Raw genomic sequence first — 18623 nt, forward strand, 5'->3', positions numbered from 1 at the left:
TAGTTTATCTTTTCAATGTTTTCGGGTGCAAAGATAAGGAAAAAACGTACAGTGTGTTGTCTTTTGCATAAAAAGAAGAGGGATGCGAATCTTTCGGATTGCATCCCCCTCCCTTTATTTCTTCAAGAAGTTTATGCTTCTGTATTTTCGGCGGGAACAACAGATACATAGCGTCTGTCTTCTCTACCTACTTTGAATTTTACAGTACCGTCTACTAAAGCGTAAAGAGTGTGGTCGCTACCCATGCCGATGTTGTTACCCGGATGGAATTCAGTACCTCTTTGACGAACGATGATGTTGCCTGCTTTGCAGGTTTCGCCACCAAATATCTTAACGCCTAATCTTTTGCTGTGTGATTCGCGGCCGTTCTTAGAACTACCGACACCTTTTTTATGTGCCATTTTCTTCTTACTTTTTAATTGATTAAGCTACTACTTCTTTGATTGTTAACTCTGTGAATTGCTGACGGTGACCGTTCAGTTTGCGATAACCTTTTCTTCTTTTCTTGTGGAAAACAAGCACTTTATCGCCTTTTACCATGTTCGATACGATTTGGCAAACCACCTTTGCGCCTTCTACTGTGGGAGCGCCTACGGTGATAGAGCCTTCTTTGTCTACCAAAAGGACTCTGTCAAATTCTACTGTTGCACCGTTTTCTGCATTCTGAATGTGGTGTACAAACAGCTTCTTGCCAGCTTCTGCTTTGAATTGCTGACCGTTGATTTCTACAATTGCGTACATTGTCTTATATATAATGTATAAGTTAGCTCCGTCGGGTGGTCTCTAATCACTTAGAAAGCACTTGGTCGAACCCGGTGCGGAATAATCGGGCACAAAATTACTTTTTTTATTTGATATGGGCAAATGTTTCTGTTATCTTTTTTGAGTTTCAAGGGGTGAGACAAATAGTTTCAGTGTCCTCTGCTGCCATGAAACTACCTGATTTCGGTATAGGCGGTTGCTTTTGCTAAAGATGGGGGCTGCATCCTGTCGGAAAGATATTTCTTGAATGCACCGGTTTACAGCGGGATTGGGCAGAAGAGAGCCTTTCAGGCCGACCTCCCTCCTCCTGTTTTGACAGCTGCAATCCTTTGTCGTGACAGAGGCAAGTGTTCAAGCCGACAGACACTTGTGTTTGCCGTGACAGACACAAGTGTTTGAGCCGTCAGACACAAGCGTCTGACAAGACAATGATAAGCGATTGATAACCAATGAAATTTAACTTTAAAACACAAGCCTCCGGGTGAGGTTGTCGACCTGCTCAGTATAGCCCCTCCCCTTCCAGAGGGGTGTGGCTATGGGGTTTCAAACCATGACATGGCTACAAAAGCTATAGAGGTTATCAGTGCGGCAATGAGTAGCAATAGCAGGAGGCTGTAGGCGAACATCAGTGCGGTGCGCCAAAAACTTCTCCACCAGCTACAGTGATACAACTGCTTATAGTCCCAGCAATATAAGGCGAAGATGCCCCATAGAGGCAGGTCGTACAGATCGTCAATTTGGGCATAGCCGTAGCAAGGAATTGCGATGATGCTTAGCAAAAGTATCTGGCAGGCAATGTAGGCTTGTATAAAGACATGTTCTGTGGTATTGTAGTTCAGCTTGTACTTCTTGCGGCGGAATGCGAATTGGGTGGCCACTGCAAACAGAGGCAGGGTTGCAATGATTCGGAAAGCTTTGTTGTTGTGTGTCCAGCTTTCCAGCAGATTCCATATTTTCATCAAGAAGGGAGATTGCCGGACGAACCGATTGATTCGGGTTTCGGCAGTCTCGTCTTTTTGGAACAGGCGGTCTATGAAAACGGTATTTTCATCTTGCAGGCTATTATCGGAAAGTGCGGGCTTATCGGTGATGGCAGAATGGTTTTCTTCTCCTTGTAAGGGGGCATTTTTCCCGTTCAGTGCGTCAGGGTCTATCAGTTGCACGGTCATGATATAGATTGCGGCAAGCACGAATAGGGTTTGGAACGGGCGGAAATAAGGAATGCGTTTGCCGCCGATGAAATCGTGAATCATGTAGCCCGGACGGTGTAGCAAGTCGATGAGGGTACGCCCGAAGCCGTTGTCGATATTGAAGAAACTTCCGGCTATGTTTCTCAAAGCATTACTCACGTTGTAACGCGGTGTGTTGCGGCTTTGTCCGCAACGGTTACAATAGTTGCCGGTATAGGTCGTTCCACAATTTCTGCAAACACTTGTTTCGTTGTCGAGTGGAAGAGTTGTTTTTCCTCGAATCATCCTGATATGAAGGGCGCGTAGCCGTACTATATAAGGACGAAAACGTGCATTGATAAAGATTCTTACCCGTACAGGAAGTATTCTCCTTTTTCGCAGGATGCTCCATAGCATGAACAGGAAGAAAAAGGGGAAAAGGAAAATGCCGTTTCCGCCTGTTGTCGGATTTCTTACAGCCAAACAGAAGAGGAACAATAACACGAGTATCTGGCCGATATTGATTCTTTTTTTCTTTCCGGGCGAGAGGGTGGTGTCGCTTTCCTGGTAGATGGGCTTTCCTACCTCGCATGGAGCCGGTTGCTTTTCCTTATCCTCTAAAAGTTCCTCCAGGCTGCCCATTATTTTTAGATGTGGATATTTGCTCAATTCTTTGGCGGTAGTCACTCCGTGGGTCACGCCGGCAAAGTCTATTCCGGCAGCTTGGGCGGCTTCTGCGTCTATGGTGCTGTCGCCTATGTATAATGTTTCGGCTTTGGTGGTGCGTAGCTGCTTGATGGCGAACAGCAAGCCTTCGGGCGATGGTTTGGCTTCTTTCACATCTTCGCCGCCCACGATGATATCTATGAAGCCTTCCGGGAAATGCTGGTCCAGCAGCTCCTTGATGCGGAAACGGTATTTGGTGGAGATGATGCCAAGTTGTACGCCGCCGTCCTTCAGTGCCGTCAATACCGATTTGGTTTCTAAAAAGAGCACAGTGTTCACCGTCATGTGCGTGTCGGCCTCCTTCCGGTATTCTGCTTTGAAGCCGGCCAGTTGTCCGGCATCCGTCACTCCGGTAAGTATGGAAAAAGACTCCTCCAGCGTCTTTCCGATAGTGTGCTTGATTACATCATCCGTGACTTCCGTATAGCCATGCCGGGTGAGCACATTGCGAAAACATGTGACGATGCCTCGGGATGAATCGGCAAGAGTGTAATCGAAATCGAAAAGATAGGTCGTATAGTTCATTCTGGCTTTTTGTGGCAAAGATATGTAAAAACGAGTCTGATATAAAAGATTTTACCTGTTTTTTAGGTCGCATGACAGCTTATCTTCTTCCTTTATATCATAGTTTCGGAATATTGTATTATTTTTGTTTGCGCGAATAAAGTAATGTGATGAACAACTCAATAGAATAAAGTGAGTTGTTATAATATAGATGTTAACCCCCTTAATGTAATGAAATTGATCAGAGCTTGTAGTCTCTTTGCCCTCTTTCTGTCTCTTTGGGCATGTGGAACCCGGATGCCGGATGCAAACCCCGTTTCTTATGCGGATTTGGTGAATCCCTTTATCGGTACTGATTTTACAGGAAACACCTATCCGGGTGTTCAAGCACCGTTCGGCATGGTTCAGCTCAGTCCGGACAACGGGCTGCCGGGGTGGGACAGGATTTCCGGGTATTTTTATCCGGACAGCACCATTGCAGGCTTCAGCCATACGCATCTCTCCGGAACCGGAGCAGGCGACCTGTATGATATTTCCTTTATGCCGGTGACTTTGCCTTATCGGGAAGCGGAAGCTCCGTTAGGCATTCATTCCATGTTCTCCCACTCGGAAGAGTCGGCAAGTGCCGGATATTATCAAGTGCGTCTGAAAGATTATAATATCAATGTGGAGTTGACGGCTACGGAGCGTTGCGGCATCCAGCGATATACCTTTCCTGAAGCCGATGCCGCAGTTTTCCTGAACTTGCGGAAAGCCATGAACTGGGACTTTACAAACGATTCGCATGTTGAGGCGGTCGATTCGGTCACTATTCAAGGTTATCGTTTTTCCGACGGTTGGGCTCGTGGTCAGCGCGTCTACTTCCGCACCCGTTTTTCCAAACCTTTTATTTCGATGCAGCTCGACACAGCGGCTGTGTTGAAGGATGGCCGGCGAATCGGGACGTCGGTCGTTGCACGGTTTGATTTCAAAACCAAGGCCGGCGAACAGATACTTGTCAGCACGGCTATTTCCGGAGTAAGCATGGAAGGGGCGGCACGCAATCTGGCAACCGAAGTGCCCGAAGATGATTTCGACAAGTACTTGGGTGCTACCCGCAAAGCTTGGGACAAACACCTCGCCCAAATAGAAATCACCTGTGACGACCCTGATGAGAAAGCCAAGTTCTATACGGCTTTGTATCATTCCATGCTGGCTCCTACTGTTTACTGTGATGTGGATGGAGCTTACTACGGCCCTGACAGGAAAATCCATCAGGCCGTGGGGTGGACCAATTACAGTACTTTTTCTTTGTGGGACACTTACCGTGCGGCACATCCCCTCTATACGTTTATCGCCCCCGAACGGGTGAACGATATGGTGAAATCATTCCTCGCCTTTTATGAGCAGAACGGGCGCCTTCCCGTATGGAACTTCTATGGCAGCGAGACGGATATGATGATAGGCTATCATGCTGCGGCGGTCATTGCCGACGCATATTTGAAAGGTATTGGCGATTTTGACCCTGAGCAGGCTTTGGAGGCGTGTGTCAACACGGCCAACATCGACTCGTATCGTGGCATCGGATTGTATAAGAAACTGGGCTATGTCCCTTACAATCTGACGGATGCTTATAATGCGGAAAACTGGTCGCTCTCTAAAACACTGGAATATGCTTACGATGATTATTGCATTGCCCGTATGGCAGAGAAGTTGGGGCAGAAGCAGACGGCGGACGAGTTTTATAAGCGTGCCGGGAATTATAAGAATGTATATAATCCGCAGACCTCTTTCATGCAGCCGCGCGATGACAAAGGATGGTTCATAGAAGGTTTCTCGCCCGATGATTACACCCCGCATATTTGCGAAAGCAATGGCTGGCAATATTTCTGGTCGGTGCAGCATGATGTCGATGGATTGATAGCCCTTGTAGGAGGTAAAGAACGCTTTGCCCAAAAGCTGGACAGCATGTTCACCTACCACCCTTCTGCCGATGACGAGCTTCCTATTTTCAGTACCGGCATGATTGGGCAATACGTACACGGCAATGAGCCGAGCCATCATGTCATCTATCTGTTCAATGCTGCCGGCCGGCCGTGGAAGACGCAGGAGTATGCAGCCAAGGTGATGCACGAACTCTATAAGAACACGCCGGACGGTTTGTGCGGCAACGAAGATTGCGGTCAGATGTCTGCTTGGTATGTGTTCAGCGCAATGGGTTTTTATCCGGTAGATCCGGTTAGCGGCAGATGCGAAATAGGTACTCCGCTATATCCGGAGATGAAGTTGCATCTGCCCGGCGGAAAGGTGTTTACGGTATTGGCGCCTGCTGTAAGCAAGACCAACTGTTATATCCGCTCTACGAAGTTTAACGGTAAGGTTTATGATAAAACGCATATTACCTACGAACAGATAATGGGCGGCGGCGTTCTTGAATTTGAAATGGGAGATAAGATTTAAACAGACTATTATAATCCGAATGATAATGCCATGAGAAAACTATTCGTTTTGATTTGCTTTGTAAGTTGTGCCTTGAGAGCACATTCCACTGAAGATTTTACCCGATATGTAAATCCGCTTGTGGGCACATTGTCTACTTTCGAGCTGTCCACCGGAAATACCTATCCCGCCATAGCCCGTCCGTGGGGCATGAACTTCTGGACGCCTCAGACTGGCAAGATGGGCGACGGTTGGCAATATGTATATACGGCTCATAAAATCCGAGGCTTCAAGCAGACCCACCAGCCCAGTCCTTGGATCAACGACTATGGGCAATTCTCCATCATGCCGGTAGTGGGCAGGCCGGAGTTTGACGAAGAGAAACGTGCCAGTTGGTTCTCCCATAAGGGGGAGGTTGCCCTTCCACATTATTATAAGGTGTATCTTGCCGAACATGATGTGTTGGCCGAGTTTACACCCACAGAACGTGCTGCCCTGTTTCGCTTCACCTTTCCCGAAAATGAGCACTCTTATATTGTGGTCGATGCCTTTGACAAGGGTTCGTATGTGAAGATACTACCGGAACGGAATAGGATAATCGGCTATACCACCCGCAACAGTGGCGGCGTGCCCACGAACTTCAGAAACTATTTCGTGATAGAGTTCGACAAGCCTTTTACGTATAAAGCATCGGTTGCCAATGGAGCGTTGCACAAAGACGTGGATGAGCAGCAGGCCGCACATACCGGTGCCATTATCGGCTTCAAAACCCGTAAGGGCGAAAAGGTGCATGTGCGCGTGGCTTCCTCCTTTATCAGCCTTGAGCAAGCCGACAGGAATCTGAAGGAACTTGGCAACGATGCTTTCGATACATTGGTACGGAAAGGACAGGATGAGTGGAACAGGGTGTTGGGCAGAATCGTGATAGAAGGAGGCAGCCTCGATCAATACCGTACCTTCTATTCCTGTTTGTATCGCTCCTTGCTTTTCCCGCGTGCATTCTACGAGTACGGCGAGGATGGCAATCCGATTCATTACAGCCCTTACAACGGCGAGGTACTACCGGGGTATATGTACACCGACACAGGCTTTTGGGACACCTTTCGTTCCCTTTTCCCATTCCTGAACCTGATGTATCCCTCGGTGAACAAGAAGATTCAGGAGGGGCTTGTCAATACCTACAAGGAAAGCGGTTTCTTTCCCGAATGGGCCAGTCCCGGACACCGTGATTGTATGATTGGCAATAACTCGGCTTCGGTACTTGCCGATGCTTACCTGAAAGGAGTGAGGGTAGAGGATGTGCAAACGCTTTATGAAGGCTTGATTCATGGAACGGGTCATGTTCATCCCAAGGTCTCTTCTACCGGCCGTTCGGGGTACGAGTATTACAATAAACTGGGCTATGTGCCTTATGACGTGAAGATCAACGAGAATGCAGCCCGCACGCTGGAGTATGCTTACAATGACTGGTGCATCTACCGGATGGCCAAAGCTTTGAATAGGCCTGAGAAAGAACAAAAACTCTTTGCCCGGCGTGCCATGAACTATCGGAATGTGTTCGACGAGGAGAGTAAACTGATGCGGGGACGTAATAAAGACGGACGGTTTCAGTCGCCTTTCTCACCTTTGAAGTGGGGTGATGCTTTTACCGAGGGCAATAGTTGGCACTATTCGTGGTCGGTATTTCACGATCCGCAAGGCCTGATAGAGTTGATGGGCGGCAAAGAATCGTTCGTGCAAATGCTCGACTCGGTTTTTATTGTTCCGCCCTTGTTCGACGAAAGCTATTACGGACAGGTCATCCACGAAATTCGTGAGATGACGGTAATGAATATGGGTAACTATGCCCACGGCAATCAACCCATTCAGCACATGATTTATTTGTATAACTATGCCGGTCAGCCTTGGAAGGCGCAATATTGGTTGCGTCAGGTGATGGACCGCATGTACACTTCAGGCCCTGACGGTTACTGCGGCGATGAGGACAACGGCCAGACCTCGGCTTGGTATGTGTTCTCGGCGTTGGGTTTCTATCCGGTTTGTCCGGGAGCGGACGAATATGTCTTGGGCACTCCTTTGTTTAAGAAAGCCACACTTCATTTCGAAAATGGCAAGTCATTGATTATCGACGCAGCCAATAATACGCCGGATAATCCGTATGTTGAATCGCTTCGGTTCAATGATAGCGACTATACGAAGAATTATTTGAAGCATGAGGATTTATTGAATGGCGGAACGCTGATGTTCAACATGGGTAACCGGCCAAATAAGGATAGGGGCACACAGCCGGAAGATTATCCTTATTCTTTTTCGAACGAATTAAAAGAGTTGAAAAGGAAATAAGGGATAGAGTGGAAGTAAACTTCAAATGGATTTAGAATTAAATTTTGGTATCACAGTGAAACGATTCTTGATATTTCTTGCTTCTCTTGCTATGACAGCAATTGATGCCGTTGCACTACCTTCAGACAGTGTGCGCATCATTCCCCAACCCCGTCACCTGCATGTCAAGGCGGGAAGATATGACGTGTCCCGGCATGTTGCATTCTACTGTAATCTGCCTTCAAAGGAGAAAGATGATTTTGCTCGCTATCTCGAAAACTCTCCTTGGAAACTGAAGAAAGGGGGTAAGAAATCGCCCATTGTTTTTGTGCAAGAAGCGTCTTGTTTGGCAAGTTGTGGTGAAGAAGGGTATCGGCTGACGGTGAACAAGCAAGGTATTAAAGCCGAAGCCGCATCATCTGCCGGATTGTTCTATGCTTTCCAATCGCTGTTGCAACTGGCGCAACCGGACGGAAAGGGAGGCTGGCGTCTGCCTTTGGTGGAAATAGAAGATGCTCCGCGCTTTCCCTACCGTGGATTGCATTTCGACGTTTCCCGTAATTTTCGTACCAAGGAGTTCATTAAGAAACAACTGGATGCTTTGGCACATTATAAAATCAATCGTTTTCATTGGCATTTGACAGATGGAGCGGGCTGGCGTATAGATATAAAAAAGTATCCTGAGCTGACACGGCAGACTGCCTACCGTCCTTTTCCGGACTGGAAAAGCTGGTGGAAAGGCGGAAAGAGTTATTGTGAAAAAGATGCTCCGGGTGCTCAGGGAGGTTTCTATACGCAGGCGGATATCCGCGAGGTGGTGGAATATGCCCGCCGACGGCATATTACGGTCATCCCCGAAATCGAGATGCCGTCGCACTCGGAAGAGGTGCTTGCAGCCTATCCCCGGTTGGCTTGCGGTGGCAATGGACGGTCAGGTTCGGAATTGTGTCCGGGTAAAGAAGAAACATATACTTTCCTGACAAATGTATTGACGGAGGTCATGGAGCTTTTCCCGTCAGAATACATTCACAGAGGTGGCGATGAGGCGTCTACGGCTCATTGGAAAAAGTGTCCGGATTGTCAGGAACGTATCAGGAAAGAAGGATTGAAAGACGAAAGTGAACTGCAAGGATATTTGATAGGTCGTATCGAAACGTTCTTGAAAGCGCATGGACGTAAGATGATAGGTTGGGATGAAATATTGAGTGGAGAATTGTCCGAAGAAACCGGCGTTACGGTCTGGCGTAACGAAGCGAAAGGTGTTGAGGCTGTGCGCAGGGGACTTTACACAGTGATGTCTCCCGGCAGCCATTGCTATTTCGACTTTTATCAGGATGCGCCTGCCACACAGCCGGAGGCGATAGGCGGCTACACAAGCTTGCAGAAAGTCTATTCTTACAATCCGATTCCCGAAGAACTTGCCGGGGAAGAAACCGTCGGCATACGCGGTGTGCAGGCCAATGTCTGGACAGAATATATACCTACTGCCGACCATGCGGAATACATGATTTATCCCCGTGTACTGGCTTTGTCCGAAGTAGCTTGGACACCGGTCGACCGGAAAGACTGGAAGCGTTTTCGTGAAGTTGCTTTGCGCGAGGTGGATAGGTTGCGGTCTTGCGGCTATCATACGTTCGACCTGAAGAATGAGGTGGGCGAACGCCCCATCGCCTTGACGGTAGACAATCATCTGGCAAAAGGAAAAAGTGTAAAATATGCGTACCCTTACGCCTCGCAATATAAGGCAGGAGGAGATTCGGCTTTGACGGACGGGTTGCACGGCGGATGGACGTATGGAGACCGTCGTTGGCAGGGATTTCTAAACTCGGATGTAGAGGTGACGGTCGACTTGGAGCGGCAGGAGTATATCGGTCGGATAGCTGCGGACTTTATGCAACTGATAGGGCCGTATGTCTGGTTGCCTAAAGAGGTGATACTCTCGGTTTCTGCCGATGGAAAAGTATTTACGGATTTGAAGCGGATAGAAACTGAAATATCGGTGACAGACGAGAAGTTGACATTGCAAACGTATGTCTGGGAGGGAGATTGTAGAGCACGGTATGTACGCCTGCGGGCAAAATCCAACGGTATAGTCGGCAGTTGGATTTTTATGGACGAGTTGGTGGTGGGTGCTTGTACAGCGCCCCATGAAGGCGGTGGTTTTGCTAATTAATTAAAAAAGTAAATGATTAATATTAGTAGTCAAGCTGAATAAATTGTATCATTTATGTGTGTAAGAACAATATGTATATCTATAAACTTAAATTAAGCATGAAGAACATGAAAATGATTGCATTGCAGGCTGGTTGCCTCTTGCTGTTGGGCATGGCGGTATGCAATTGTACCTCCACTGCTTCGGAAGAAGATTATGCCTCTTACGTAAATCCTTTCATCGGTACGGGCGGACATGGACATACCTATCCCGGTGCGGTAGTTCCCAATGGAATGATTCAACCCGGTCCCGATACACGTATTTACCAGTGGGATGCCTGTTCGGGTTACTATTATGAGGATTCCACCATCAACGGTTTCTCGCACACGCACCTCAGCGGTACGGGATGCGGTGATTACGGCGACGTGTTGCTGATGCCTACCGTAGGCCGTCAGGAGTATCATGCCATGGGCGAAAAGAGCCAGCAGATGGCTTATGCTTCTGCTTTCTCTCACGAGAACGAGAAAGCCGAACCGGGATACTATTCCGTATTTCTTGACCGTTATGGCGTGCAGGCCGAATTGACAGCCACCAAGCGTGCGGCCATCCACCGTTATACGTTCCCCGAATCGGAAGAATCCGGTTTTATCTTGGATTTGGATTACAGCCTTCAGCGTCAGAAAAATGAAGAGATAGAATTGGAAGTGGTCAGTGATACCGAGATTTGCGGGCGTAAGAAGACCGTTTATTGGGCTTTCGACCAATACATCAACTTCTATGCCAAGTTCTCCAAACCGTTTACTTATACCATGGTGACGGATTCCATGGCGTTGGATGAGGGCGGTCCTCTTCTGCCTACTGCTAAGGTGTTGTTGAAGTTCCGAACGAAAAAAGACGAGCAGGTATTGGTGAAAGTTGGAGTCTCGGCTGTCGACATGGATGGTGCTCGCAAGAATGTGGAAACCGAATTGCCGGAATGGGATTTTGACGGTGTACGCCGTTCGGCACGCCAAGCATGGAATGACTACCTTTCCAAGATAGACATTGAAACGGCTGATAAGGACCAACGAACCATCTTCTATACGGCACTCTATCATACCGGCATGCACCCCAATTTGTTTACGGATGCCGACGGCCGCTATCTGGGTATGGACTTGAAAGCGCATCAGGGCAGTGTGGAACAGCCCGTTTACACCATCTTCTCTTTGTGGGACACATTCCGTGCCTACCATCCGTTGATGACAATTATAGACCCCGATTTGAATCAGGCTTTTATCCGTTCGCTGATACAGAAGGAACGCGAGGGCGGTGTTTTCCCCATGTGGGAGCTGGCCGGCAATTATACGGGTACGATGATTGGTTATCATGCGGCTTCCCTCATTGCCGATGCCTATATGAAAGGCTATCGTGACTTCGATGTGCAGGCGGCATATCGCGGTTGCTTGCGTACCGCCGAATATGACACGGCCGGTATCAAATGTCCGCCTTTGGTGTTGCCGCATCTGATGCCGCAAGCCAAATACTGGAAGAACAAGATTGGCTATGTGCCTTGCGACAAAGACAATGAGGCGGTGGCCAAAGCATTGGAATACGCGTATGATGATTGGTGCATCTCCCTATTAGCTCGTGAACTGGGCGACACGGTGAACCTGCGGAAATATGCCGATTTCAGTAAGGGATATGTGAAGTATTTCGATCCTTCCACCCGTTTTATGCGTGGGCTGGACAGTAAAGGCAATTGGCGTACGCCGTTCAATCCCCGTTCCTCCAATCACCGTAACGACGACTATTGCGAAGGTACTGCTTGGCAGTGGACTTGGTTTGTGCCCCACGATGTGGAAGGACTGGTAGAACTGATGGGAGGCCGTGAAGCTTTCATCGGCAAGCTGGATTCCTTGTTCGTGGCAGATTCTTCCTTGGAAGGTGAACTGGTGTCTGCCGATATCTCCGGTTTGATTGGACAGTATGCTCACGGCAATGAGCCGAGCCACCACATCACTCATTTTTACAACTACGTGGGGCAACCTTGGCGCACGCAGGAATTGGTGGACGAAGTGTTGCAGACGCTTTATTTCAATAACCCGAACGGTCTTTCCGGCAATGAAGACTGCGGGCAGATGTCGGCGTGGTATGTGCTGAATGCCATGGGATTCTATCAGGTATGTCCCGGCCGTCCGGTCTATTCCATCGGCCGCCCACTCTTTGACAAGGCTACGGTGAACCTGAAAGACGGGAAGAAGTTTACGGTGAAAACCACCGGCAACAGCCGCACGAACAAGTACGTACAGAAAATGTTGCTGAACGGAAAGGAACTTGTCCAACCGTTCTTTACACATCAGGATATAATAGACGGAGGTACTCTGGAGTTGGTAATGGGCGATAAGCCTGTAAGAATGAATAACAGATAACACGTGAAATAGGTATGAATCACAATAATTCTCGAAACCCGATATCTTGGGTACCTTCCGTCTATTTCGCCATGGGACTGCCTTTCATTGCAGTGAACCTGGTTTCTACGTTCATGTTCAAGGATTTGGGCATATCCGATACGCAGATTGCTTTCTGGACATCGGTCATCATGATGCCTTGGACGTTGAAGTTTCTTTGGAGTCCTTTTCTGGAGATGTATCGGACGAAGAAGTTCTTCGTTATCGTCACTCAGTTGCTGAGCGGACTCTTGTTCGGCCTTGTAGCTTTCTCTTTGAAGTTCGATTATTTCTTTGCCGTCAGCATTTCCACGATGGCGGTCATAGCCATCAGCGGCGCCACGCACGATATTGCTTGCGACGGTGTGTACATGGCCGAGCTTTCGCCTGCCGACCAAGCCAGGTACATCGGTGTGCAGGGGGCTTTTTATAACATCGCCAAGCTGGTGGCCAATGGCGGTTTGGTGGCATTGGCAGGCATGCTGGCCGAGAGCTTCGGGGCTGTGGAAGGCAGGTCGGTGCAGGAGAATATGCCGGCCTATAAAGAAGCATGGATGATAATCTTCATCGTCATTGCCGTGCTGCTGGTGGTGCTCGGACTGTATCACTCCAAAATGCTGCCTTGCACGCAGGTGAGCGAACACACCAAGCGTTCGGGTGCCGCAGTGATGCGCGAACTGTGGGAGGTGATAAAGAACTTCTTCACGAAGCGCCACATTATCTATTACATCTGTTTCATTATCCTTTATCGTTTTGCCGAGGGTTTTGTGATGAAGATAGCCCCGCTGTTTCTGCGCGCCTCGCGCGAAGCCGGAGGGCTGGGGCTTTCACTGACCGAAATCGGTACGCTCAACGGTGTGCTGGGATCGGGTGCTTTTGTGCTGGGCTCTTTGCTGGCAGGCATCTATGTGTCGAAGCGCGGGCTGAAGAAGACCTTGTTCTCGCTCTGCATCGTGTTCAACTTCCCGTTCATGGCTTATACGTTGCTGGCTATCTATCAGCCGGAGAATCTTTACGTGATAGGCGCAGGCATCGTGGCAGAATACTTCGGCTACGGTTTCGGCTTTGTGGGGCTGACGTTGTTCATGATGCAGCAGATTGCCCCGGGCAAACATCAGATGTCTCACTATGCCTTTGCATCAGGCATCATGAACTTAGGCGTCATGCTTCCGGGCATGATGAGCGGTTTCTTCAGTGACTGGCTGGGTTATGAGAAGTTTTTTATCTATGTGTTGCTGGCGGCCATTCCGTCGTTGCTGATAACGTACTTCATCCCGTTCACGCATGATGATTCGAAAACCTGATTTGAAGAAGGGGTATCGTCCTTTCGGGCAAGATACCTTGCAATATGATTAATCTTAATTACTAACTTAACCAATAAACAGTTGATATGAACAGCAAGTTTACCATGCCGTGGGAAGACTGTCCGGCAGGATGCACGGACGTCATGTGGCGTTACTCCCAGAATCCCGTTATCGGACGTTATCAAATCCCCTCGTCCAACAGTATTTTCAATAGTGCCGTGGTACCTTTTGGTGATGGCTTTGCCGGTGTGTTCCGTTGCGACAACAAGGCGGTGCAGATGAACATCTTTGCCGGGTTCAGTAAAGACGGCATCCATTGGGAAATCAATCACGAGCCTATCCGTTTCAAGGCCGGAAACACGGACATGATAGAGTCGGAGTATAAGTACGACCCGCGTGTGACGTGGATTGAAGACCGTTATTGGATTACGTGGTGCAACGGTTATCACGGACCCACTATCGGCATAGGCTATACGTTCGACTTCAAGGAATTCTTCCAGTGCGAAAACGCTTTCCTGCCTTTCAACCGCAACGGGGTATTGCTTCCGCAGAAGGTGGGCGGACGCTATGCCATGCTGAGCCGTCCGAGCGACAACGGACATACGCCTTTCGGCGATATCTACATCAGTTATAGTCCGGACATGAAATACTGGGGCGAGCATCGTTGTGTGATGAAGGTTACCCCTTTCCCTGAGAGTGCATGGCAATGTACGAAGATAGGGGCAGGTTCCGTGCCGTTCCTTACGGACGAAGGCTGGCTGATGTTCTATCATGGTGTAATTACTACTTGCAACGGCTTCCGCTATTCCATGGGCGCAGCCATTCTCGACAAGGAGAACCCGGCGAAGGTGCTGTATCGCACGCGCGAGTATCTGCTTGCACCGGCTGCCCCCTATGAATTGCAAGGCGATGTGCCCAATGTGGTGTTCCCTTGTGCAGCCTTGCAAGACGGCAAACGAGTGGCGGTGTACTACGGTGCAGCCGACACGGTGGTAGGGATGGCTTTTGGATATATCTCTGACATCATAGAGTTCACAAAGCGTACCAGCATTTGATTTCGCTGTCATGAAACGACTGATATCCTTTCTCATCGTTGCTTACGGCCTATTTGCGACGATTTCGGCAACGGGAAAACGTCCTGTCGACTATGTCAATCCATTCATAGGCACCACCAACTTCGGCACCACTCATCCCGGTGCCGTTTGTCCCAACGGGATGATGTCTGTAGTACCTTTCAATGTGATGGGTTCGGAGGATAATAAATACGACAAGGACGCCCGTTGGTGGTCTACTCCCTACGAATATCACAACTGCTTCTTTACCGGATATTCGCATGTCAACCTCAGCGGAGTAGGATGCCCTGATTTAGGTTCATTGCTGCTGATGCCCACTACGGGCGAGCTTTCCGTAGACTATAAGGAATATGGAAGCCGTTATACGGACGAGCAGGCCTCTCCGGGATATTACAGCAACTTCCTGACCCGTTATGGGGTGAAGACCGAGGTCACTGCCACGCCGCGCACCGGTGTGGCCCGCTTCACTTTCCCCGCCGGGCAGAGTCATGTGTTGCTGAATCTGGGTGAGGGGCTTACCAACGAAACCGGTGCTTTCCTGCGGCGGACGAGCGACTGCGAGTTCGAGGGCATGAAGCTGTTGGGCACATTCTGCTATAATCCTCAGGCTGTGTTTCCCATCTATTTCGTGATGCGTGTCAACAAGCAGCCGGCGGCTTCGGGCTACTGGAAGAAGCAACGTCCCATGAGCGGAGTGGAAGCCGAATGGGATGCCGACAACGGACGCTACAAACTCTATACCCACTATGGCAGGGAGCTGGCGGGCGATGACATCGGCGCATACCTTACGTTCAACACCCGCGAAGGCGAACAGATTGAGGTGCAGATGGCCGTTTCGTTCGTCAGCATGGAGAATGCCCGTCTCAATCTGGAGACCGAGCAGAAAGGCAAAGACTTCGGACAAATACAAAACGAAGCCCGTCGCCGCTGGAACGATGACCTGTCACGCATTCTGGTGGAAGGAGGTACGGACGAGCAGAAGACCGTGTTCTATACCGCACTCTACCATACGTTGATGCACCCTAACATCTTACAGGATGTCAACGGACAATATCCGGCCATGGAAAGCGACAAGGTACTCACCACGCAAGGCGACCGCTATACCGTCTTCTCTTTATGGGACACGTATCGCAACGTACACCAGCTTCTCACGTTGGTGTATCCCGAACGACAGTTGCAGATGGTGCGCTCCATGCTCGATATGTATCGGGAGCACGGGTGGCTGCCCAAATGGGAACTGTATGGCCGCGAAACGCTCACCATGGAGGGAGACCCTTCCATTCCCGTCATTGCAGATACTTGGCTGAAAGGCCTGCGCGACTTTGACATTGAAACTGCCTACGAAGCCATGCGCAAGGGAGCCACCTTGCCGGGAGCGGAAAATCTGCTGCGTCCGGACAACGACGATTATATGTCTTTGGGATACGTTCCGCTGCGCGGACAATACGACAACTCCGTGTCGCATGCGTTGGAGTATTACATTGCCGACAATGCCCTTGCACGCATAGCCACCGCACTTGGCAAGGAGGCGGCAGCGCGTGGAGAGAAAGAGAAGGCACGCCGGTATCAGGCCGATGCCCGCCTGTTTCATGAGCGTTCGTTGGGCTACAAGCACTATTACAGCAAGCAGTCAGGCACATTCCGCCCCATCTTGCCGGACGGTGAGTTTTATGCTCCTTTCGACCCGAAGCAAGGCGAGAACTTCGAACCTAATCCCGGTTTCCACGAAGGATGCGCCTGGAACTACACGTTCTATGTGCCCCACGATGTCAAAGGGCTGGCACGGCTCATGGGAGGAAAGAAGCCGTTTGTCGACAAGCTGCAACGTGTGTTCGATGAGGGGCTTTATGACCCCGCCAACGAGCCGGACATTGCCTACGCCCATCTGTTCTCTTACTTCAAGGGCGAAGAGTGGCGCACGCAGAAGGAGTTGCATCGCTTGCTTCAGAAGCATTTCAAGAATGCCCCCGACGGCATTCCCGGCAACGACGATACAGGCACGATGTCTGCTTGGGCTGTTTTCAACATGATGGGCTTCTATCCCGACTGTCCCGGCGAGCCGGCTTATACGCTTTCAACGCCGATATTCGATAAGGTGACCATCCGGCTCGACCCGAAGTTCTGTGGGCGCGACCGGTTGGTAATAGAAACCGAGCGTCCCTCGGAAACCTCTCTTTATATCCGTGAGATGGAGTTGGGCGGCAAGAAGCTGCTGCGCTATCGCATCTCTCACGAAGAATTGGTGCAGGGAGGGCACTTGCGTTTCAAGCTTCGATAAGCACGGAAGAGGATACCGATATAATACCCATACATCATGGTTGCCCGTCGTTTATGTGACTCACATCAACGACGGGTTTCTTTTTTATTCAAGGCCTACCCCGTATTTTTGCCTGCTAATCACATAAATCATAATACAGATGTTAGGATTCCTATTCAAATTCAAGAGAGCAGGCATTGCAAAGGAGAGCAGTACAAAGAAGTCAAGAGCAAGTAAAGAGCGGAACGCCGTCCCCACGCTTTCGGTTTTCACCGGTGCGGCATCCCGTGGCTTAAGCCGCTCCACGGCCGAGAACTACCGCACGGCGGTGCGCTCTTTCGTCCGCTTCAACTCCGGCAGGGACGTGCCGCTTTCGGCGCTCGATGCCGAGACCCTGCGCCGCTACGAGCGTTGGCTTCGCGAAGGTGGCGTATGCCCCAACACCTCCTCGTGCTACCTGCGCTCCCTGCGCGCCATCTACAACAAGGCGGCGGCAAAGCGGCTCGTGAAGGACAGGGCGCCGTTCAAGGGCGTGTTCACGGGCAACGAGCGCACCGTGAAGCGTAGCATCGGGGCGGAGGAGATGCGCAGGCTGGTCCTTTCCTCCTTTCCCCCTCCCTGCGGGGGAGGCTCCGGGAAAGGGGCCGCATCGGCTCCGGGTGCTTCCGCCCTCGACCTCTTCCTCTTCTCCTTCTACGCCATGGGCATGCCCTTCACGGACCTGGCGCACTTGAGGAAACGGCAGGTAAAGGACGGGGTGCTGACCTACCAACGCCGCAAAACTGGCCGGCAGGTCAGGGTGACGCTGGAGCCCTGCATGCTCCATATACTTGCCAAGTATAAGGCGGAGGGCACTGACTATCTCTTTCCTATACTATATAAGGTGAAGGATGGACGGATATGCCCTGTCTCCTATCCCTGCGCCCTGCGCCGCTACAACCGCTCGTTGAAGCAGCTTGCCCGGCAGGCGGGTATCGGGGTGAACCTCACCTCCTACGTGGCGCGCCACTCCTGGGCGAGCATCGCCTACGAACAAGGCGTCGACCTGCCCGTCATCTCCAAGGCGCTGGGTCATACCGATACCAAGACCACGCTCATATATATCGAAGGGATAAAGGACGAACGGCTGGCGGAGGCCAACCGCGGGCTGCTGGAGAGGATCGGGGCATGAGCCCCCAAGGCATTCGCCTTACCGACAACGTTTTACATCCCACCTCTTGCGAAGAGGTGTTGCCTTGCCCGTAAGTCCCTGCAAATAAACCACTTTTATCCCATATTAACAAGCTTTAGGACGAATATTTTACAAATATCGTTTACACAAACGTTTGCGTCCGCCGTACCCCTCCCGGCAAAGTCCCGCACCTGCCGGTAAAAAGTTTCCCCGCCGCCCCCAGTAAGAAGGACATTCCCCGGAGGCGGACGGCATGGTTTTCTGTTTTTAATCCTCCCCGGAAAGCCCCTTCCATGCCCCCTCCCTCTTTCCTTCCCACCTCTTCGCAAGAGGCGGCCT

Annotated in this window: 11 protein-coding genes; 8 read left to right on the forward strand and 3 right to left on the reverse strand. The window is 50.2% G+C overall.

Annotated features, from left to right (window positions below):
- Positions 1–131: 131 nt before the first annotated feature.
- The 3 genes from rpmA to EV202_RS11635 form a co-directional block, all read right to left on the reverse strand.
- Positions 132–401: a 50S ribosomal protein L27 gene (rpmA, locus tag EV202_RS11620; protein ID WP_106068907.1), complete on the reverse strand. Its 270-nt coding sequence runs from the start codon at positions 399–401 to the stop codon at positions 132–134.
- A gap of 22 nt (positions 402–423) precedes the next feature.
- Positions 424–741 (reverse strand): 50S ribosomal protein L21, encoded by a 318-nt coding sequence (gene rplU, locus EV202_RS11625; protein ID WP_106068908.1) that lies wholly within the window; start codon positions 739–741, stop codon positions 424–426.
- 554 nt (positions 742–1295) lie between these two features.
- Entirely contained in the window at positions 1296–3182 is a 1887-nt protein-coding gene (locus EV202_RS11635) for an HAD-IA family hydrolase (protein ID WP_131927168.1), read from the reverse strand.
- Between the two features lie 210 nt (positions 3183–3392).
- On the opposite strand from EV202_RS11635, the gene EV202_RS11640 reads away from it, so the two are divergent.
- From EV202_RS11640 to EV202_RS11675, 8 genes are all read left to right on the forward strand, one after another.
- The gene (locus EV202_RS11640) at positions 3393–5600 is read left to right on the forward strand and encodes a GH92 family glycosyl hydrolase (protein WP_106068912.1); all 2208 of its coding nucleotides are present in this window, start codon (positions 3393–3395) and stop codon (positions 5598–5600) included.
- Between the two features lie 30 nt (positions 5601–5630).
- Positions 5631–7922, forward strand: coding sequence for a GH92 family glycosyl hydrolase (locus EV202_RS11645; protein ID WP_106068913.1), 2292 nt, complete (start codon positions 5631–5633; stop codon positions 7920–7922).
- A 25-nt stretch (positions 7923–7947) separates the two neighbouring features.
- On the forward strand, positions 7948–10074 hold the full coding sequence (locus tag EV202_RS11650; RefSeq protein WP_234878291.1) for a glycoside hydrolase family 20 protein: 2127 nt from the start codon (positions 7948–7950) through the stop codon (positions 10072–10074).
- 98 nt (positions 10075–10172) lie between these two features.
- Entirely contained in the window at positions 10173–12461 is a 2289-nt protein-coding gene (locus tag EV202_RS11655) for a GH92 family glycosyl hydrolase (protein WP_207903445.1), read from the forward strand.
- Positions 12462–12475: 14 nt separating this feature from the next.
- Positions 12476–13783 carry an MFS transporter gene (locus EV202_RS11660; protein WP_131927169.1) on the forward strand — a complete coding sequence of 436 codons (1308 nt, stop codon included), beginning with the start codon at positions 12476–12478 and terminating at the stop codon, positions 13781–13783.
- A gap of 86 nt (positions 13784–13869) precedes the next feature.
- The gene (locus tag EV202_RS11665) at positions 13870–14838 is read left to right on the forward strand and encodes a glycoside hydrolase family 130 protein (protein ID WP_131927170.1); all 969 of its coding nucleotides are present in this window, start codon (positions 13870–13872) and stop codon (positions 14836–14838) included.
- Between the two features lie 10 nt (positions 14839–14848).
- Complete coding sequence (locus tag EV202_RS11670) at positions 14849–17134, forward strand: GH92 family glycosyl hydrolase (RefSeq protein ID WP_131927171.1); 2286 nt, start codon at positions 14849–14851, stop codon at positions 17132–17134.
- A gap of 139 nt (positions 17135–17273) precedes the next feature.
- Entirely contained in the window at positions 17274–18284 is a 1011-nt protein-coding gene (locus tag EV202_RS11675) for a tyrosine-type recombinase/integrase (protein ID WP_131927172.1), read from the forward strand.
- Positions 18285–18623 lie beyond the last annotated feature (339 nt).

Source organism: Prevotella heparinolytica (assembly GCF_004342845.1).
Lineage (GTDB): Bacteria > Bacteroidota > Bacteroidia > Bacteroidales > Bacteroidaceae > Bacteroides > Bacteroides heparinolyticus.